The sequence below is a fragment of the Nitrosomonas sp. genome (assembly GCF_020852615.1).
In the GTDB taxonomy this organism is placed as follows: domain Bacteria; phylum Pseudomonadota; class Gammaproteobacteria; order Burkholderiales; family Nitrosomonadaceae; genus Nitrosomonas.
This window is the reverse complement of sequence record NZ_JADZAJ010000031.1, coordinates 14,640-32,452: the sequence shown is the minus strand read 5'-3', so window position 1 is coordinate 32,452 and position 17,813 is coordinate 14,640. Positions and strand designations below refer to the sequence as shown.

Here is a 17,813-nt window from a genome sequence, read left to right as displayed (position 1 = left end):
TTGTGTTTTATAAGGGTAACGGGATTATTACCCTGATTTTGTCTGGCTGTTATCTGGCCGGGCGTTCATTTGAACCCGGGTATTTCAGCTCCTTGATTGCTATTCTTTAATTTATTCGCGGGTTACAAAAAAAGTGTTTTTTGATTGGTTGGCTGATCCCGCTGCATGGGCGGGGCTGGCAACGCTGGTTATTCTTGAAATCGTACTGGGGATCGATAACCTGGTTTTTATCGCGATACTGACGGATAAGCTGCCGTCACATCAGCGCGGGAAAGCACGTATCACCGGTCTTTCTCTGGCGCTGATCATGCGCCTTCTGCTGCTTGCTTCCATTTCCTGGATGATAACGCTGACCACGCCGTTATTGACACTGTTTGGTGTTGATTTGTCCTGGCGTAATTTTATTCTTCTGTTCGGGGGTGTTTTTCTGCTTTTCAAGGGGACGATGGAGCTGCACGAGCGACTGGAAGGGCAGGATGGGGAGAAGGAAGGCAAGAAAGTTCATGCGGTTTTCTGGCAGGTTATTGTTCAGATCATTGTGCTGGATGCAATTTTTTCGCTGGACAGCATGATTACTGCTGTGGGTATGGTGGATCATCTTGCCGTGATGATGATTGCTGTTGTTATTGCTGTCGTGATCATGATGATTTCTTCTGCTCCGCTGATGACCTTTATTTCCAAACATCCCACTGTAATTATTCTTTGTCTGGGTTTCCTGATGATGATCGGATTCTCGCTCGTGATCGAAGGATTTAATTACAGCGTTCCGAAAGGCTATCTCTATGCTGCGATCAGCTTTTCAATTCTGATTGAGGCATTCAATCAGATTGCCAGGCACAACAAGGAAAAGCTGATTACCACCGGGGATTTGCGGGATCGCACAGCAGAGGCTGTATTAAGGTTGCTTGGGGGGCGGCATGGTGAGGTCGGCCTGGGTGAAACATCCGAAGTGATCGCGCAGCAGGTTGCTGAAAATGATTTGTTTGCCCAGGAGGAAAAGGAAATGATTGAAGGGGTGCTGACACTGGCAGAACGCCCGGCCATATCAATCATGACACCGCGTACTGATATTGACTGGCTGGATCTGGAATCTTCCAGCGAGGAGATCCGGGCAAAAATAATTGAAAGTGGCCATTCACGTTTTCTGCTGTCGCACGGGAATGTCGATGAATTTGTAGGCGCTGCTTTTGCCAAAGATCTGCTGCGCGACATGCTGGAAGAAGGGAAGATTAACCCGGAAAAATCGTTGCGTCACCCCATTGTGGTGCTTGAGCGGGTTCCAGTGATTAAACTGATGGAGCAACTCCGAAATCAGCCGTTACAGATGGCGGTGATTGTGGACGAGTATGGATCAGTCGAAGGTATCGTCACCCCGGCAGATATTCTGGAGGCGATTGCGGGTGAGTTTCTGGATGCGGGTGAAGAAAAACTGGTGGCCGAGCAGCAGGCTGACGGATCATGGCTGATGGACGGATGGATCAGTATCCGCAAGGCATCGACTTTGCTGGAGCATGATCTGGTGGATGAAGCGGAACGTTACTCCACATTGGGGGGGTATTTACTTTGGCAATTTGGTGATATTCCTGCTGCGGGAGGAAAAATCACGGTTGATGACCTGATTTTCGAGGTTGTTTCAGTCAACAAACAAAATATCGGCAAGGTGCGCGTATATCGGGTGCCGCTTGAGGATGAGTCGTGAGGCTGGCGCTGAATACCGGTTTGTCGGATTTTTTTACACTTTCAATAATGCTAATTTTTGATCGTAATCGTGTCGTGGAGCTCCTCAAAAATTTTTATCTGTAAGCAAGCAGTTAGTGTCGGGTCGGTATGTTTTTATTTTCTGGCATGATTGTTGCTCCATTAGTTCTCAATAAGGCAATGATTTAACTGTTCGAGCACAATAAAACATGCGTATCCATCTCAAATTGGCTGTACTGAGTCTTCTGACGTCATATGTTGCTGCGGTTCATGGTGCAGGAGATCGGATTGCACAGCCTGCCGGTATCTCAAATAATACTGAAATGCTGGTAGTGCAGGCCCGACAGTACGAGCATGGCGAAGGTGTGTCGCAGAACAGGAAAAAAGCGGTGGAATTGTATTGCCAGGCTGCCAGGCGGGGTTCAGCCGAAGGGCAATATGCGTTAGGGTGGATATATGCCAACGGGCGTGGCGTTGAACGTAATGATGGTATTGCTGCCAGATTGTTTAAAATGGCGGCAGCACAGAAGCATGTTTATGCGCAAAAAATGCTGCAATTCATGCCATCTCCAGTGAATCAGAAAATACAGCTGCCAGGTTGTCTGACTAAAAAAACTTATACACCCAATATCGTACCGGCCAGGTTTCATGTTGACCAGACTATCCTGGCGATTGTGGAAAAGCTGGCGCCACAATATGAGATTGATCCCGGCCTTGTGCTTGCCGTGATTTCAGTTGAATCCGGCTTTAATACACAGGCTGTTTCTTCCAAAAATGCCCAGGGACTGATGCAGCTCATTCCGGCAACTGCCGAAAGGTTTCAGGTCAGAAATGTTTTTGATCCGGAAGAGAATATCAGGGGGGGTATGGCGTATCTGAGATGGCTGCTCGCCTTCTTCAAAGGGGATGTGGCGCTGGTGGCTGCAGCATACAATTCAGGTGAGGGTGCAGTGGAGAAATACCGTGGCATCCCGCCGTATCCTGAAACTGTAAAGTATGTCGACAAAGTTTTATCACGCTACAACAAAACCTCTCATCCCTATCAGCCTGGTGTGGTCAACAGGACTTCTTTCATCTTCGCTTCCGCAGTCGCGGCTCAATAATTCAGATCGGTATTCCGTGGCTGTATGTCCAGCCTGGTTATTTTGTTTTTTGTAACCATGAAGTGATGCAGGGTTTTTTCTTCAGTGTGGCAGGTTACTGATCAGATTGCTGACTGAGTGGTACCTGGGGTTCTCCCCAATTTTTCCCTTTGAATTCGCATAAATCCACAATCAGGCATTGCCGGCATAGCGGTTTGCGGGCTTTACAGATGTAGCGCCCGTGGAGGATCAGCCAGTGGTGGGCATCGTGACGAAATTCTTTGGGTACCGTTTTGAGCAGTTTATGCTCCACTTCCAGTACATTTTTACCTGGCGCGATACCCGTGCGATTGGCTACGCGGAAGATATGGGTATCCACCGCAATAGCAGGTTCGCCAAAAGCGGTATTCAGAATCACACTGGCGGTTTTGCGGCCAACACCTGGCAGTTTTTCCAGTTCCGTACGGGTGCGTGGCACTTCACCGTTATGTTGCTCGATCAGCTGTTGGCAGGTGGTCAGGATATTTCTGGTTTTGGTGCGGAACAGGCCAATGCGCTGAATAAACGAGCTGAGACCGGTTTCACCGAGCTGCAGGATTTTTTCAGGAGTATCTGCCACCGGGAATAGTTTGCGTGTTGCCAGATTGACACTTTTATCGGTGGCTTGTGCCGACAGAATGACAGCCACCAGTAACTGAAAAGGGGTGTTGTATTCCAGTTCAGTTGTTGGATGAGGATTGGCTGCCCGCAGGCGGGAGAATATTTCCTGGCGTTTGACTGTATTCATTTATTCCCTGGTTGGGATATTGGAGCGGGCCAGCGCTGTACGTGCTTTTTCCATTGCAGCCTGAATGGCCGCCTGTTTCGCATTGATTGCCTGCAGTGTGGCGGCAGCCGTACTTTTTTCCGACGGATTCTGATCCGGTTTCTTTATACGCCGCTGGTTGCGTGCCAGCCTGAGCTTTCTCAGGTGATACCGCTCTCGCGCATCATCTGCTTTTTGCTGCCGGATTTCGGGTGTGGCCGGTTCCGGCACGGGGACCATACTGATGCAGTCCATCGGGCAGGGAGCAATACAGCGCTCGCAACCGGTGCACAGTTCAGTCAGAACAGTATGCATATATTTGGCTGCGCCAATAATGGCATCTACCGGACAGGCACGCAGGCAGAAGGTGCAGCCAATACACCAATCTTCATCAATAACAGCAACAGCAGGTGGTTTAGGGTAGCCGTATGCAGTGTTCAGTGGCTTGGAGGCAATATTCAGGATTGCAGCAATCCTGGCCGCAGTGGCATCTCCTCCCGGCGGGCACTGGTTGATATCTGCATGACCTTTGACGATCGCTTCGGCATAGGGTTTGCATCCATCAAATCCGCACTGGCTGCACTGGGTTTGCGGCAGAACAGCGTCGATTTTCTCAATCAGTAAATTGTTATCCGGCATGAGCAGATCAGGAACAAAGTAATGTCGCGGTTTCTGTAACGAGATCCGGGCCGCGATAAATCAGTCCGGAATAGAGCTGTACCAGACTGGCGCCAGCTCCGATTTTGGACTGTGCATCTGAGGCTGTCATAATGCCACCGGCGCCAATAATGGGAATGGCACGCTGGAGATGACTGGCAAGCTGGTGGATGACGGCGGTACTGCGCTCTGTTAACGGTGCACCACTTAATCCGCCTTTTTCGTTGCCGTGTGGCAGATGCTCAACACCCGCGCGCGCAGTTGTGGTGTTGGTTGCAATGACTGCATCCATGTGATGCTTCAGCAGCAACGATGCAATTACGGCAATTTGTCCGGATTCCAGATCAGGGGCAAGCTTGACGGCCAGAGGAATGTAGCGGCCATGCTGCTCACTCAGCCGGGTTTGTTCTGTTTTCAGCATACTCAGTAAATGTGCCAGCTCGGTCTCATTCTGCAGTTGCCGGAGCTGTTGGGTATTGGGTGAGGAAATATTGACCGTGATATAGCTCGCGTATGGGTATACCTTGCGCAAGCAGATCAGGTAGTCGTCAACAGCATTCTGCAGCGGTGTATCCGCATTCTTGCCAATGTTGATTCCCAGTATGCCCCGGTAATCTGATTGCCGGACATTTTTAATTAACTGATCTACACCGGCGTTATTGAACCCCATCCGGTTGATGATTGCTCCTGCTTGCGGAAGGCGGAACAGCCGTGGCCGGGGATTACCGGCTTGCGGGCGCGGGGTGACGGTTCCCACTTCAATAAAGCCGAATCCCAGCGCAGCCAGTGCGCGGATGCAGGCACCATTTTTATCGAGTCCGGCTGCCAGTCCGACCGGATTGGGAAAATCCAGCCCCATGACACGAACGGGTTGGCAGCGGATAACGCGATCGGGTAACAATCCGGCTTTTTTCAGCAGGTTGAGCGTGTCCAGCGTCAGCGTGTGAGCGGTTTCGGGATCAAGCAGAAACAGTAGCGGGCGCAGCAGGCTGTACATCATATCGGGTCATCATGTCGGATGGTTTTTACGCAGGGTTCCTTGTATTGCCACTGGTTGTTTATTCGTAACTGCAGAGGTTGGAAGTTGGCTTTGTAGTGCATTTTCTGACTGTTTTCGATCCAGTAACCAAGATAGAGATAAGGCAGCCGGCCAGCCCGGCACTGGTTTGTCTGCCACAAGATGTTAAAGGTACCGTAGCTTGATCCGGCAACTTCAGGTTCAAAAAAGGTGTAAACCGATGAGAGCCCGTCCGGCAGCTGGTCAATGATACTGACCATGCGCAGTTGATCATCTTCGTGAAATGTTACCAGAAAGGAATCCACTGTACTTTTCAGCAGAAAGTTGCGGTATTGCTCCCGTCCGTTTTCATCATCCTGATCCATGCTGCCATGGGTATGGCGGGATTTCTGGTAACGCTGATAAAGGGCAAAGTGTGCGGGATCAAAATGGAGCATGTGCCGGGCAGTTTGCAGATGCTGGTGTCGTTTCCATATTCTGCGCTGAGTGCGGTTGGGGGAGAATTGTTCTACCGGGATACGTACCGGGATGCAGGCCTGGCAAAAATCACAGTCCGGGCGGTAGATCAGGCCGCCGCTGCGGCGATATCCCTGCCGGATCAGCCGGGCGTAGATATCACTGTCCGGGGTATCGTTGTCGGTGATAACGACACGGGAACGGGCAAGCTGCCCCGGCAGATAACTGCAGGGATAGCGTCGGGTAATCTGAAAATTGATGGACAACCTCAATCACCCCGGGTAGGTAAAATCAAAAAGCCATTTTTTATTCTGGCCAGGCAGGCGGGTCAGCTCATTCAGCTGTTCAGCAAACTGTGGCCTCGGAATCTCCCGTGCACCCATCGACATCAGATGAGCGGTTTTCATCTGGCAGTCAATCAGACCATACCCCCAGTTTTCCAGCTGTTTCGCCAGATAAACCAGTGCAATTTTGGAGGCATCGGTTACACGGGAAAACATCGATTCTCCAAAAAAAGTCTTGCCTATTGCCACGCCATACAGTCCCCCCGCCAGTTCGCCATCTATCCATGTTTCCACTGAATGGGCTATTCCCATTTGGTGTAACACGGTGTAGGCTGCGATCACTTCTGCATGTATCCATGTGCCTCCCTGGTGTTCACGTGGCGCCGCACAGGCCTGCATGACCCCGGTGAAGCTGCTGTCCGCACGGATCTGGTAATGATGTTTCTTCAGTGTTTTATGTAGTGAGCGTGAAATTTTCAATTCCTGCGGAAACAGTACCATCCTTGGGTCTGGGCTCCACCACAGGATGAGTTCATCCGAATTGAACCAGGGAAAAATTCCCTGGCGGTAAGCGGAGATCAGGCGTTCCGGTGATAAATCTCCACCTGCAGCCAGTAATCCGTTGGGTTCTTTCAATGCCTGCTTCAGTGGCGGGAAAGGGGTGCTGGAGCCGAGTATGGGGATCATGGATGAATATATTTCCGAAAAACAGGAGCAGGGCGCGTATAGATTGATACAGATCAAGCCGGTTATATCCGTAATTATCTAACATCCATCGTCAAATGTACCAGTGCTCTGGGAGCGGCCAGCTGGGAAGCGTATCGGGGCGAACAGCCGCTAAAACAGGTTTGCAGGTTTGGACAGATCTGGCAGAGGGTGCTGATAATCATATGTCATGCACTTGAAAAATAACCGAAGCCAGTATTTATCGGGGAAAACTGGCAAAAAAACCACCTTATCTTGATTTAGATCAAGATAACCACCCTGGTAATTATTTAGTATTTGTTTTACAACATATCCGGTTTCATAAAACAAAAGGGAGATAAAGATGGTTCGCTGTATCGTCGCAAAACGCGCAATTTTGAGTGCAGTAGCAGGTATGTTCAGTATTTCGGTTCTGATGAGCGCGCCTTCGGTACTTGCTGCCGGCACTTCAACACAGGCACTGGAAGCGCAGATCAAGTTACTGGAAGAACAGCTCCAGTCCATTCGTGGTGAACTGGACAGAGTTAAGTCGGATACCGTTAGAAATGAGCAGAAAATTCAGCAAAACGAGCAGTCGGTTGCTTCTGTGCGGGCACAAAGCAATGCTGAAGAGAAAGATAAGCATATGGTGTTTTTTCGGGGTGGTTTTGCTCATAGCAATAATCTGCGTAACGGTGTTTCCATCCAGAGTAATGTTGCTCCTGTCGGAGCGCAGGATCAGGCCGGAAAGGATGCCTGGTATATCGGGGCTGGTTTTGATTTCAATCTGACCAATGATGTCTGGGGTTTTCTGCCGGGGACCAGTGTGTTTGCTGAGTTGATGTTTGAATACAAACAGTTCAGCAATGGTGTTTTGGGGAATGCACTGGCTAATAATCCAACTCAGCTGGCAAATGGAGCGCTTAATCCGCGTAAAGTGACAGTCAGCCAGTTTACGCTCACCGCAGCACCGAAAATCAAGTTTCTGGAAGGAAGCCGGTTCAGACCATGGATCATCCCGGCCGGGCTGGCCTTGCATGTCATCAGCCCGCCATCTGAATCCATTACGGTGCTGCAGCCGGGTGTCATGTTCGGGGTGGGTGCTGATTACAACATCTGGAAAGCAATTTATGTTGGAGCCGATGCCAGATATCAGCTTGCAGGCGGTAAAATTGATGGAGTTAATGTCAACGGGTTTACCGTTGGCGGTTATCTCGGAATTGGCTTCTAGCAGGTATCATGGGTTCCCGGTTAAGGGTTCCTGACAGGAGTTGGCTGTGCTCTGTTAACCCGGCTTGAAAAGTGCACTCAGGGGCCGGGCTAACAGGGGTGGAAACAGGTTAAAGTTGTTGCAATCGTAGTTTATTCTCTTAGTGGTACAAGTATTTCTCTCTTCTCGCTTCGGGCAAGGTCAAAGCCCTTGTTGTAGCAGTATAGATTTTGTGACGAAGCCTTTACACCCCATCAGGATTCCTGGTGGGGTGCTTTTTTTGGTGAGTACGGATCTGCATAACTCTGAAAAGGCGTTTTAAAGAGTATTAAAGAATACTTCAGGAAGATATACCGGAACATGATCGCAGCGTATCGAGCAGTGTGTCATGCAGCCCGCCAAAGCTGCCGTTGCTCATGATCAGGATATGATCGCCAGGCTGCGCTGCGGCTGCAATGGTGCTGATCATGGCAGGCAAATCCAGATGGATCTCAGCTTTATTTCCCAGCAGGGCGAGGGCTGAGCTGACATCCCAGCCCATCTGGTGGGCATAACAGAACACCCGATCAGCCTGGTCCAGGCTGGTAGCAAGGTTGTCCTGCCAGACACCGAGCTTCATGGTGTTGGAACGGGGCTCCAGCACAGCAATGATGCGAGCGGAACCGATCTTGTCACGCAACCCGGCCAGGGTTGTACGAATAGCAGTCGGGTGGTGAGCAAAATCATCATAAACGTGAATATGGTTGATAACACCACGCAATTCCATGCGACGCTTTACATTCTTGAAATACGACAGGGCTTCAATGCCGAGCTGTGCCGGTACACCGGCATGCCGGGCGGCAGCCAGCGCAGCCAGGGCATTCATACGGTTATGCTCTCCCAGTAAATCCCAGTGCAGTACGCCTTGTAATTTCCCCTGAAAGCTGACTGACAGGCTTTGATCCTGAACTGTCATTTGCCAGCTTTCTGCTGTGCCAAATTGTTCTACCGGTGTCCAGCAACCCTGTTTTAGGACACGTTGCAATGCACTATCCTGTCCGTTGGTGACAATTAAGCCATTGCGGGGGATGATGCGGACAAGGTGGTGGAACTGGCGTTCGATCGCAGCCAGATCCGGAAAAATATCAGCATGATCGTATTCAAGATTATTGAGTATGACGGTCTTGGGCTGGTAATGCACGAATTTGGAACGTTTATCGAAAAAAGCGGTGTCGTATTCGTCCGCTTCGATAACAAAAAAAGGGGAGGGTGTCTGTCCGTTTTCGATGATTCCCAGGCGGGCGGATAAGCCGAAATTTTCAGGAACGCCGCCAATCAGGAATCCGGGGGAAAGTCCGGCATATTCCAGAATCCACGCCAGCATTGAACTGGTAGTGGTTTTACCGTGCGTGCCGGCCACTGCAAGTACCCATCGATCATGCAACAGGTGCTGTGCCAGCCATTGCGGACCGGACTGATAGGGCAGGTGAGCATCGAGAATGGCTTCCATCAGCGGATTGCCGCGTGTAATGACATTGCCCGCCACAAACAGGTCTGGTTTCAGTTTGATCTGATCAGCATCATAGCCTTCGATCAGTCCGATTTGCTGATCACGAAGCTGTGTACTCATCGGTGGATAAACATTGATATCGCAGCCAGTAACGGTATGACCGGCAGCACGTGCCAGTACGGCCAGACCGCCCATGAAAGTGCCGCAAATGCCGAGAATATGGATATGCATAAATGCCCCGTGGATGACTGAAATGATAAATAGGATAGCGGCTGATTATACGTCAGCGGGCTGTTGGACAATCTGAGCGGTGATCTGGCGCAGGGTACAGATATATGATCATGAGGCCGCATCCGTGCTACGCTAGTTTCTGTTATACCAAGTATGGAAAAGGGGGGAGGGTAAATGGCTTTTCTGCCATTGTATGTACCGAAAATACTGCCAAAAAATGATCGGCTGAGAATCGTGATCGCCGGGGGGGGGTATGCAGGTATGGCTGCTTTGACGACGTTGCGCCGGCATAATCCGGATGCGGAGATTACGCTGATTGATCCGAATGCCAGCCATCTCAAGGTTACCCATTTGCATGAAACCTTCCGCTACCCGTTATCTGATTTTCTGATTCCGTATACGGTGCTGGAACAACGTTTCAGTTGTCACCATATCTGCAGTACGCTGGCCACTGATGAGGCGACATTGCGCCGGTGGCAGCATGACCGCTGTCTGCAGGCGGGAGACCAGCAAGTCCCGTTCGATTATCTGCTGGTGGCATCAGGAGCGAGATCATTTGTCCCGCATGGTACGGATAAAGATGCTGTTGTGGCTGCGGGGGATACCAGGGGTACGAAGAATACCTTTCATCTGGAAGATTTTTTTACGATTTCCGGGGCGGATCTGCTGGATCAATTTCTGGCAGCACGAAATGCTGCGCCATCCTGTATTTCTGTTGTGGGGGGCGGGGCAACCGGTATCCAGTTTTTGTTTGAGCTGGCCGGTTATTTGCGTCGCCGCCGGATTAATCATGGTTTGCGGTTGATAGATGACAGGGAACGGGTACTGCAGCAGTTTCCAAAAGGATTTTCACGCTACGTTGAAATGCGTATGCTGGAACTGGATATCGAGTTTTATCCGGGTGTGCATTTTCTGGAGCAGCGTACTGACACGCTTCTGCTGGAGGATAAAACCAGCGGTCGGCAGTTTGTGCTGCCTTCCATACTTTCACTGTTATTTACCGGTAACAGGCAGGCTAATCTGATCAAAACCAACTCATTCGGCCAGGTGGTGGCAGAAGGCAAACTGCTGGAAAATGTGTTTGCCGCCGGGGATGGTTCGATTTACTCAGCACCGGGATCCAACACGATGACGGCTCAGTCGGCAGTGCGCAAGGGAAAACTGGCTGCCCGTAACATACTGCGTCATTCCGGCGTGCTTAAGGTGCTGGAGCCTTATCTGCATCATGATCTGGGCTATGTGGTTAATCTCGGGCCGGAAGATGCAGTCGGCTGGCTGGCGATTGAAAACAACGTGGTAACAGGTGTGCCGGCACTGGTCATCAGGGAAATTATTGAAGCCCGGTATGATCTGCTGCTGAGCGGAGTGGATACCTATCTGGTTTAAACCTGAAAACCCCGGTTGACCGCCTGTTTGTTGCCTTAACATTATGATCTCTGGTGAATCAGATGCCGCGCATCATGGCGATACCATGTGCGCCATGTTCCCGGGCAGTTTTCAGATCAGCCGGCAGCAGCCCGCCCAGTGCATAAACCGGCAGCGGATAATTCCGGATCAATGCAGCAAATTTCTCCCATCCCAGAGAAGGGGTATCAGGGTGGCTAAGTGTGGGGTATACAGGGCTGAGGGTGACAAAATCAACGCCCAGTTGTTCCGCGCGCTGAAGTTCCTGTTGGTTGTGACAGGAAGCACCACACCAGTTAACGGCCGGACGCGTGTCCAGGGACAGCAGCTGGGTGGCCGTCAGGTGAACGCCATCCGCTCCCAATAGTTGCGCAAACATTATGTTTTCATTGACAAGTACGGTGGCCTGATAACGTTTGGCCAGTTGTACTGCGGCGGCGCTGTATTGCTGCAGCTGGTCGTGTGACATGGTTTTCTGGCGGATTTGCAGCAACTTCACCCCGTTGTCGAGCGTTTGTCTGATAGCAGATAATGATGCTTCGGTGTTTGTTTCGGCTGCCCGGGTGATGGCGTAGATTGGCGGTAATGCCAGGTAGCGCAGGATAGGCGTATTGGCGGGCAGTAACGGGGTAACGGTGATGTTCCCGGCAGCTTGCCAGGAAAATTGCTGCTGTTCGCGGGGGATGAGTTCGCCCAGCCAGTCAGTTACGCGGTAGAAGTGAAGTCGTACTGCAGCATGCGGATAACTGAATGTGCGTGTCAGCCAGGGTGTGGCCTGGTGAATGGTAATACCAAGTTCTTCGTTTAACTCGCGTGTCAGTGCCTGCAATGGGGATTCATCTGCTTCGATCTTTCCCCCGGGAAATTCCCAGTATCCTGCGTAAGGTTTGCCTGTTGGCCGGGAGGCGAGCAGAAAGCTGCCATCCGGCCGGGTGAGGATAGCGGCGGCAACTTCAACTTTAACCTCAGTCGCGGGCTCAATCCTAACTCCGGCTTCGGTCATCGTCATTCTCTGCCTGATCTGACCGGTTCTGTTTTGGCCAGTTTCTGCTGGCCTGCCCAGTCTCGTGCAAACTGACGGGCAACCCGTCCGTTGCGTGAGCCGCGTGTCAGTGCCCAGCGTAATGCTTCCTGCCGCGCCGGGCCGGATAGCCTGCTGATACCGTGCTGCGTGAGCCAGTGCTGAACAATTTCCAGATATTGCTCCTGATCGAACGGGTAAAAAGACAGCCACAGACCAAAACGCTCTGACAGGGAAATTTTTTCTTCGGTGGCTTCGCCGGGATGAATTTCACCTTCCATGTGCCGGGTCGCCAGATTTTCATGCATGAATTCCGGTATCAGGTGGCGGCGGTTGGATGTGGCGTAGATCAGTACATTGTCGGATGCGGTGGAGATGGAACCGTCAAGGGCAACTTTCAGTGCCTTGTAACCGGGTTCATCTGCCTCAAACGACAGGTCATCACAATACAGAATGAAGCGTTCCGGGCGCCGGCCGATGAATTCGACAATATCGGGCAGATCAGCAAGCCCCAGTTTATCCACTTCGATCATGCGCAATCCCTGACTGGCATAGCGGTTCAGCAGCGCTTTGATCAGCGAGGATTTGCCGGTGCCGCGTGCGCCGGTCAGCAATACGTTATTGGCCGGGAGTCCTGAGACAAATTGCCGGGTGTTGCGATCGAGTGTCTGTTTCTGCTCATCAATATTCAGTAATTCATTCAGTGTGATTGTGTGCGGATGATTGACCGCCTGCAGATAGCCGGTGTCGCCATATTTGCGCCAGCGCAGGGCGATATGCTCAGTGGGATCAGCGTGCTGTGGCCGGATGGGAAACCTGGTCTCAACGCGGGTCAGTAACTGGTCGAGTCGTTGAAAAATCGGTTCGAAATCGTTCATAGTGAATTTAGCTGCGGTAATCGGCGTTGATTTTGACGTAATCGTAGGAGAGATCGCAGGTCCAGACTGTGGTGGCTGTGTTTCCACGATTGAGTTTGACCTGTATGGTAATTTCCGGCGCCTGCATGATGCGCTGGCCGTCTTCTTCACGATAGCTTGCGGCACGGCCGCCGTGTTCGGCAACCAGAACATCGCCGAGGTAGAGCTGGATGCGGTTGACATCCAGGTCATCAACGCCGGCGTAGCCGATGGCTGCCAGAATTCGCCCCAGATTGGGGTCAGAGGCAAAACAGGCGGTTTTGATCAGCGGGGAATGAGCAATGGCATAGGCAACCTTGTTGCATTCTTCCCCGGTTTTGCCGCCATCCACCTGCACGGTGATGAATTTGGTAGCCCCTTCACCATCACGCACGATCATTTGTGCCAGCAGCGTGGCGACTTCAGTGACAGCAGTTTGCAGTGCGATATAGCCTGGATCTGTCGCTGTTGTGATCGGGCTGTGGCCCGCCTGTCCGGTAGCCATCAGAATCAGGGCATCGTTGGTGGAAGTGTCGCCATCCACGGTGATGCGGTTGAATGACCGGTCAGTTGCGTAATGTACCAGCTCATCGAGTAATGGTTGTGCGATAGCGGCATCGGTAGCGATATAGCCAAGCATGGTGGCCATGTTCGGGTGAATCATTCCTGAACCCTTGGCAATACCGGTGATGGTGACGGTTGTGCCATTTATCCGGAGTTGACGTGAAACACCCTTGGGTACGACATCAGTTGTCATGATCGCTTGTGCAGCGGCAAACCAGTTGTCTGCTGCCAGATTGGCCAGCGCCTGCGGCAGATGGGTCATGATTTTATCCACCGGTAGCGGCTCCATGATGACGCCCGTGGAAAATGGCAGAATCTGCCGGGGCTGACAACCAATGAGCCCGGCCAGAGAAGTACAGGTGGCATAGGCGTGATCAATACCGGACTGACCGGTGCCGGCATTGGCATTGCCGGTATTGATTATGAGTGCACGGATCGGCTGTGACCCGGCAAGATGCGCTTTAGCCACCGTGACGGGAGCGGCACAGAATCGGTTTTTGGTGAAGACGCCGGCAACCTGTGTATTCTCAGCCAGCCTGATGAGGAGAATATCTTTGCGACCGGGGCGCTTGATACCGGCTTCTGCAGTCCCCAGTGATATGCCGGGAATGGGCAGCAGCTGTTCGGGCAGTAAAGGTGGAATATTGACTGGCATAAACGGAATAGTGGGGTAATAAAAAACCGTTATCGTAACATCGGAACCTGTCCCGGAAGAAATTGCCACTCTGCCGGAGGGGGCGCTCAACAATGGAATGGTGTTTCATGAGTACTTTGTTAAAATAACGGTTTTTGCCGGGTCTGGGTGTCATCATATGGAATCAACTTTTCTGATAGATAATATCTTTTTTATGGTAGCGGCCATGTTGAGTGGCGGTATGCTGCTGTGGCCTTTTATTGCACGTAATTCAGTACGCGATATCGAGACAAAACAGGCTATCCGGTTGATAAATTATGAGGACGCGCTGGTGTTGGATGTCCGGGATGATAGTGATTACGCTGCCGGCCATCCACCCAACGCCAAACATATTCCAGTGGAACGAATGGAGGAGCGCTGGCAGGAGCTGGATAAGTTCAGGGACAGGCCTATCGTTATCATTTTTACACCCGGGCTTCGTGTTGGGAAGGCTGGCGCTGTTTTACGCAAAAATGGTTTTAAAAAGGTGTTTAACCTGAATGGTGGTATTGAAAGCTGGCAACGGGAAAATCTGCCACTGGTGAAAAAATGAAGTAGAGGCTGATCTGACAAACGATGCGGGAAAAACCAGTATGCCCAAGATTGTAATGTATGTATCCGGGTTCTGTCCTTATTGCACCATGGCGGAAAAGCTGTTACGTGCAAGAGGGGTGGAGGATATTGAAAAGATCAGGGTTGATCTGCAACCGGGACTGCGGGCCGAGATGATGCAGCGTACCGGACGCCGAACTGTTCCGCAAATTTACGTTGGCCAGGTGCATGTTGGCGGATATGACGATCTCGCCATGCTGGATCGTCAGGGTGAATTGAGCAGGCTGCTGACAGACTGAACGTGAACTGTCAGCCAGTCGGATAGATTGGCGGCCGGTAAATTTTGATAGGTGTATTTAACTGGGAACAACAATGACTGAACCACAGCAACAACCTGTTTTTGTAATTGAAAAGATATATGTCAGGGATTTGTCACTGGAAATTCCGCACGCCCCCCGTATTTTTCTGGAACGGGAGGCGCCCGAAATCAATCTTCAGCTGGCAGACAGTCATAGTGTTATTGATGGGGAAATTTACGAGGTGATAGTGACTGCCACTGTTACAGCCCGGCTAAAAGAACAGGATAAAATCATGTTTCTGGTGGAAGCGCATCAGGCCGGTATTTTCCGCATCAGCAACATTCCGGGAGAGGAGGTTGATCCTGTACTGGGTGTGTTGTGTCCGAACATTTTGTTTCCCTATTTGCGTGAAACTGTCTCTGATACGGTAACACGTGCCGGATTCCCGCCCGTGATTCTTAATCCGGTCAATTTTGAGGCGATTTATCACCAGAAAAAACAGCAGGAAGCAGCAGGATCACAGCCTGCTCAACCCGAAAATACGGTAACCAGGCACTGATTCATGAAGTTTCAGGTATCTCAAAGGGGGAATATGCTGTTGTTCCCTCTGTCTATCGTTCCCATCCTGTTCGTGTTGCTGTCCTTTTCCTGTCAGGCAGTTGCACAGGAAAATTCCCGGAATGAATTTCTGTCGATCGCAATTCCTGCTGCTGTTTTGTACGATGCCCCTTCTCTGAATGCCGGGAAATTATATGTGGCGAGCGTAAATCTTCCCCTGGAAGTGGTGGTGAAGGTCGTGGGGTGGGTGAAGGTGCGTGATTATCATGGGTATCTCGCCTGGGTGGAAGACAAAAATCTGAGCCAGAGGCGTTTTGTCATCATCAAAATCCCGGTGGGCAGTGTTTATCAATCGCCTGATTCAGCCTCGCCATTAATTTATCAGGCCCGGCAGGATGTGATACTGGAGTTGCTGGGTGTCGTTGCAGGCGGTTGGGTAAAGGTGAAACATCAGGATGGTCAGACGGGATATATCAGAATCGATCAGATCTGGGGCGCATGAATATTACAGTACTTGGTGCGGGAGCCTGGGGAACGGCACTGGCAATCAGTCTGTCCGCATACCATCGTGTAACGCTATGGACCCGTAATACAGATCATCTGGCAGAACTGACGGAATTACGCGTCAATCAGCGCTACCTGCCTGAGCAGCCCCTTCCGGATTCCATTTATCTGACATCTGTGCTGGGCGAAGCTCTGGAGGCAGCCGGGCTGGTTCTTGTGGTGGTGCCGGTTTCCGGATTGCGTGCCACCCTGGAGCAAGTGGCCGTGCTAAAACAATCCCTGCCCCTTGTTTTGGCCTGTAAGGGGTTTGAAGCAGGCTCGGCAAAACTGCCTTGCCAGGTGGTTGAAGAGGTGTATCCGGCAGGAGTTGCTTGCGGCGTGCTGTCCGGCCCAAGTTTTGCCCGGGAAGTGGCTGTGGGTCTTCCGACTGCTCTGACATTGGCGTCACATGATGAGATCTTTGCCAGAGATACTGCTGGTGAGATTCGCAACCCCAACCTGCGTGTCTATTCCGGCCGAGATGTAGTTGGAGTGGAGATTGGCGGAGCACTCAAGAATGTGATTGCGATAGCAGCCGGGATTTCTGACGGGGTTGCTTTTGGTAACAATGCAAGAGCCGCCCTGATTACCCGGGGATTGGCGGAAATCACCCGGCTGGGTATGGCGCTGGGCGGATGCAGAGAAACCTTTACCGGATTGACCGGTGTCGGCGATCTGATTCTGACTTGTACCGGGAATCTGTCAAGAAACCGCCAGGTCGGGATGATGCTTGCTGCTGGCCGGCAACTGGCAGAGATTCTGCTGGAAATCGGGCATGTTACCGAGGGTGTTTATACGGTTCAGGAAGCCTATAAACTGGGACAGCAGCTGCAAATTGATATGCCTGTCACCCAGGCGATCTACAGTATTTTGTATGAGCAGATTCCGGTGAGGCAGGCAATCCGGGATATGCTGGATCGTGAACCGGGATCAGAGCTGGTTTGATGGATTCCTGCGGTGATGTTTTGCTTGTCTGACCGGGTTTTGGGAGGGAATCTATCAAAAATCGGGTTAATTTCCATTTAAATGCTTGACCATCGGAAAACGGCTTGATATAAGGTTTTCTACAGAATTTGTCTGTACAAAGGGTGGAGTTTTTCTGCAACCTAACAAAGCAAAACAAAGGGGAGTTTTATGAATAAATCCGATCTCATTGATGCGATTGCCCAGTCTGCCAATCTTACTAAAGCCCAGGCGGGCAGTGCGCTCGATGGTGCACTATCTGCCATCAAAGATGCGCTTGGCAAGAATGACAGTGTTACCCTGGTAGGTTTTGGGACTTTCAAGGTTGGAAAACGAGCGGCGCGTACAGGCCGTAATCCCCGTACAGGTGCAGAAATAAAAATCAAGGCAGCGAAAGTACCTAAATTCACTGCTGGTAAAGCGCTGAAAGATGCTGTAAACTAGCGCTCCTTCGATGACAGGGATCAAATGGGTGCTTAGCTCAGCTGGTAGAGCGTCGCCCTTACAAGGCGAATGTCGGGGGTTCGATCCCCTCAGCACCCACCAGTAAACTTGATCCCCAGTTTGAGAGTGCAGTACTAGGAGTGGTAGTTCAGTTGGTTAGAATACCGGCCTGTCACGCCGGGGGTCGCGGGTTCGAGTCCCGTCCACTCCGCCAATCTCTTCCTTCAGGGATCCAGCCATGACGACATGGTGCTTTTTTCTTCCCCTGCTTTTCGTTTTTTT

At 51.3% G+C, this 17,813-nt stretch carries 19 protein-coding genes and 2 tRNA genes; 12 read left to right on the top strand and 9 right to left on the bottom strand.

Going from position 1 to position 17,813, the window contains the following annotated elements:
- Positions 1 to 133: 133 nt before the first annotated feature.
- Both IT527_RS07170 and IT527_RS07165 read left to right on the top strand, forming a co-directional pair.
- On the top strand, positions 134 to 1,699 hold the full coding sequence (locus IT527_RS07170) for a TerC family protein (protein ID WP_292967847.1): 1,566 nt from the start codon (positions 134 to 136) through the stop codon (positions 1,697 to 1,699).
- Positions 1,700 to 1,907: 208 nt separating this feature from the next.
- Complete coding sequence (locus IT527_RS07165; protein WP_292967846.1) at positions 1,908 to 2,801, top strand: transglycosylase SLT domain-containing protein; 894 nt, start codon at positions 1,908 to 1,910, stop codon at positions 2,799 to 2,801.
- Positions 2,802 to 2,895: 94 nt separating this feature from the next.
- Here IT527_RS07165 and nth read toward each other — a convergent pair whose 3' ends face one another.
- From nth to aat, 5 genes are read right to left on the bottom strand one after another with little or no spacing between them, the layout of a single operon-like run.
- Positions 2,896 to 3,567 carry an endonuclease III gene (gene nth, locus IT527_RS07160; protein ID WP_292967845.1) on the bottom strand — a complete coding sequence of 224 codons (672 nt, stop codon included), beginning with the start codon at positions 3,565 to 3,567 and terminating at the stop codon, positions 2,896 to 2,898.
- Positions 3,568 to 4,224 carry an RnfABCDGE type electron transport complex subunit B gene (locus tag IT527_RS07155; protein WP_292967844.1) on the bottom strand — a complete coding sequence of 219 codons (657 nt, stop codon included), beginning with the start codon at positions 4,222 to 4,224 and terminating at the stop codon, positions 3,568 to 3,570. It abuts the gene before it with no gap.
- Between the two features lie 7 nt (positions 4,225 to 4,231).
- Entirely contained in the window at positions 4,232 to 5,242 is a 1,011-nt protein-coding gene (locus IT527_RS07150; protein ID WP_292967843.1) for a quinone-dependent dihydroorotate dehydrogenase, read from the bottom strand.
- Positions 5,239 to 5,976 (bottom strand): arginyltransferase, encoded by a 738-nt coding sequence (locus tag IT527_RS07145; RefSeq protein WP_292967896.1) that lies wholly within the window; start codon positions 5,974 to 5,976, stop codon positions 5,239 to 5,241. Before IT527_RS07145 ends, IT527_RS07150 begins: the two co-directional genes overlap by 4 nt.
- Before the next feature lie 12 nt (positions 5,977 to 5,988).
- Positions 5,989 to 6,687, bottom strand: coding sequence for a leucyl/phenylalanyl-tRNA--protein transferase (aat, locus tag IT527_RS07140; RefSeq protein ID WP_292967842.1), 699 nt, complete (start codon positions 6,685 to 6,687; stop codon positions 5,989 to 5,991).
- A 361-nt stretch (positions 6,688 to 7,048) separates the two neighbouring features.
- Here aat and IT527_RS07135 point away from each other — a divergent pair, with 361 nt between their 5' ends.
- On the top strand, positions 7,049 to 7,915 hold the full coding sequence (locus IT527_RS07135; protein WP_292967841.1) for a porin family protein: 867 nt from the start codon (positions 7,049 to 7,051) through the stop codon (positions 7,913 to 7,915).
- A gap of 319 nt (positions 7,916 to 8,234) precedes the next feature.
- On the opposite strand, the gene mpl is transcribed toward IT527_RS07135, so the two are convergent.
- Positions 8,235 to 9,614 (bottom strand): UDP-N-acetylmuramate:L-alanyl-gamma-D-glutamyl-meso-diaminopimelate ligase, encoded by a 1,380-nt coding sequence (mpl, locus tag IT527_RS07130; protein ID WP_292967840.1) that lies wholly within the window; start codon positions 9,612 to 9,614, stop codon positions 8,235 to 8,237.
- Between the two features lie 174 nt (positions 9,615 to 9,788).
- Between mpl and IT527_RS07125 the strand changes: the two genes are divergently transcribed.
- The gene (locus IT527_RS07125; RefSeq protein ID WP_292967839.1) at positions 9,789 to 11,000 is read left to right on the top strand and encodes an FAD-dependent oxidoreductase; all 1,212 of its coding nucleotides are present in this window, start codon (positions 9,789 to 9,791) and stop codon (positions 10,998 to 11,000) included.
- A 58-nt stretch (positions 11,001 to 11,058) separates the two neighbouring features.
- On the opposite strand, the gene IT527_RS07120 is transcribed toward IT527_RS07125, so the two are convergent.
- Genes IT527_RS07120 through argJ form a run of 3 tightly spaced genes read right to left on the bottom strand, consistent with a single transcriptional unit; the run spans position 11,059 to position 14,154 of the window.
- Positions 11,059 to 12,027: a Nudix family hydrolase gene (locus tag IT527_RS07120; protein WP_292967838.1), complete on the bottom strand. Its 969-nt coding sequence runs from the start codon at positions 12,025 to 12,027 to the stop codon at positions 11,059 to 11,061.
- A complete protein-coding gene (locus IT527_RS07115; RefSeq protein WP_292967837.1) occupies positions 12,024 to 12,917 on the bottom strand; it encodes an ATP-binding protein in 894 nt (297 codons plus the stop codon). Before IT527_RS07115 ends, IT527_RS07120 begins: the two co-directional genes overlap by 4 nt.
- Before the next feature lie 7 nt (positions 12,918 to 12,924).
- Positions 12,925 to 14,154: a bifunctional glutamate N-acetyltransferase/amino-acid acetyltransferase ArgJ gene (argJ, locus tag IT527_RS07110; protein ID WP_292967895.1), complete on the bottom strand. Its 1,230-nt coding sequence runs from the start codon at positions 14,152 to 14,154 to the stop codon at positions 12,925 to 12,927.
- A 157-nt stretch (positions 14,155 to 14,311) separates the two neighbouring features.
- On the opposite strand from argJ, the gene IT527_RS07105 reads away from it, so the two are divergent.
- The 8 genes from IT527_RS07105 (at position 14,312) to IT527_RS07070 (ending at position 17,745) form a co-directional block, all read left to right on the top strand.
- On the top strand, positions 14,312 to 14,725 hold the full coding sequence (locus IT527_RS07105) for a rhodanese-like domain-containing protein (protein ID WP_292967836.1): 414 nt from the start codon (positions 14,312 to 14,314) through the stop codon (positions 14,723 to 14,725).
- Positions 14,726 to 14,765: 40 nt separating this feature from the next.
- Positions 14,766 to 15,023 (top strand): glutaredoxin 3, encoded by a 258-nt coding sequence (gene grxC, locus IT527_RS07100; protein ID WP_292967835.1) that lies wholly within the window; start codon positions 14,766 to 14,768, stop codon positions 15,021 to 15,023.
- 73 nt (positions 15,024 to 15,096) lie between these two features.
- Complete coding sequence (secB, locus tag IT527_RS07095) at positions 15,097 to 15,582, top strand: protein-export chaperone SecB (RefSeq protein ID WP_292967834.1); 486 nt, start codon at positions 15,097 to 15,099, stop codon at positions 15,580 to 15,582.
- Positions 15,583 to 15,585: 3 nt separating this feature from the next.
- Positions 15,586 to 16,083 (top strand): SH3 domain-containing protein, encoded by a 498-nt coding sequence (locus IT527_RS07090; protein WP_292967833.1) that lies wholly within the window; start codon positions 15,586 to 15,588, stop codon positions 16,081 to 16,083.
- Complete coding sequence (locus tag IT527_RS07085; RefSeq protein WP_292967832.1) at positions 16,080 to 17,069, top strand: NAD(P)H-dependent glycerol-3-phosphate dehydrogenase; 990 nt, start codon at positions 16,080 to 16,082, stop codon at positions 17,067 to 17,069. Before IT527_RS07090 ends, IT527_RS07085 begins: the two co-directional genes overlap by 4 nt.
- A gap of 189 nt (positions 17,070 to 17,258) precedes the next feature.
- A complete protein-coding gene (locus IT527_RS07080; RefSeq protein ID WP_292967831.1) occupies positions 17,259 to 17,531 on the top strand; it encodes an HU family DNA-binding protein in 273 nt (90 codons plus the stop codon).
- 26 nt (positions 17,532 to 17,557) lie between these two features.
- A tRNA-Val gene (locus IT527_RS07075) sits at positions 17,558 to 17,633 on the top strand.
- A 35-nt stretch (positions 17,634 to 17,668) separates the two neighbouring features.
- Positions 17,669 to 17,745 (top strand) — tRNA-Asp (locus tag IT527_RS07070).
- The last annotated feature ends 68 nt before the right edge of the window (positions 17,746 to 17,813 follow it).

What these genes read in the sequence shown, in the direction of transcription:
- IT527_RS07165 (WP_292967846.1), top strand. Translation starts at nt 1,908, where the DNA reads ATGCGTATCCATCTCAAATTGGCTGTACTGAGTCTTCTGACGTCATAT.
- nth (WP_292967845.1), bottom strand. Translation starts at nt 3,567, where the DNA reads ATGAATACAGTCAAACGCCAGGAAATATTCTCCCGCCTGCGGGCAGCC.
- IT527_RS07155 (WP_292967844.1), bottom strand. Translation starts at nt 4,224, where the DNA reads ATGCCGGATAACAATTTACTGATTGAGAAAATCGACGCTGTTCTGCCG.
- IT527_RS07150 (WP_292967843.1), bottom strand. Translation starts at nt 5,242, where the DNA reads ATGATGTACAGCCTGCTGCGCCCGCTACTGTTTCTGCTTGATCCCGAA.
- aat (WP_292967842.1), bottom strand. Translation starts at nt 6,687, where the DNA reads ATGATCCCCATACTCGGCTCCAGCACCCCTTTCCCGCCACTGAAGCAG.
- IT527_RS07135 (WP_292967841.1), top strand. Translation starts at nt 7,049, where the DNA reads ATGGTTCGCTGTATCGTCGCAAAACGCGCAATTTTGAGTGCAGTAGCA.
- mpl (WP_292967840.1), bottom strand. Translation starts at nt 9,614, where the DNA reads ATGCATATCCATATTCTCGGCATTTGCGGCACTTTCATGGGCGGTCTG.
- IT527_RS07125 (WP_292967839.1), top strand. Translation starts at nt 9,789, where the DNA reads ATGGCTTTTCTGCCATTGTATGTACCGAAAATACTGCCAAAAAATGAT.
- IT527_RS07120 (WP_292967838.1), bottom strand. Translation starts at nt 12,027, where the DNA reads ATGACGATGACCGAAGCCGGAGTTAGGATTGAGCCCGCGACTGAGGTT.
- IT527_RS07115 (WP_292967837.1), bottom strand. Translation starts at nt 12,917, where the DNA reads ATGAACGATTTCGAACCGATTTTTCAACGACTCGACCAGTTACTGACC.
- argJ (WP_292967895.1), bottom strand. Translation starts at nt 14,154, where the DNA reads ATGCCAGTCAATATTCCACCTTTACTGCCCGAACAGCTGCTGCCCATT.
- IT527_RS07105 (WP_292967836.1), top strand. Translation starts at nt 14,312, where the DNA reads ATGGAATCAACTTTTCTGATAGATAATATCTTTTTTATGGTAGCGGCC.
- grxC (WP_292967835.1), top strand. Translation starts at nt 14,766, where the DNA reads ATGCCCAAGATTGTAATGTATGTATCCGGGTTCTGTCCTTATTGCACC.
- secB (WP_292967834.1), top strand. Translation starts at nt 15,097, where the DNA reads ATGACTGAACCACAGCAACAACCTGTTTTTGTAATTGAAAAGATATAT.
- IT527_RS07090 (WP_292967833.1), top strand. Translation starts at nt 15,586, where the DNA reads ATGAAGTTTCAGGTATCTCAAAGGGGGAATATGCTGTTGTTCCCTCTG.
- IT527_RS07085 (WP_292967832.1), top strand. Translation starts at nt 16,080, where the DNA reads ATGAATATTACAGTACTTGGTGCGGGAGCCTGGGGAACGGCACTGGCA.
- IT527_RS07080 (WP_292967831.1), top strand. Translation starts at nt 17,259, where the DNA reads ATGAATAAATCCGATCTCATTGATGCGATTGCCCAGTCTGCCAATCTT.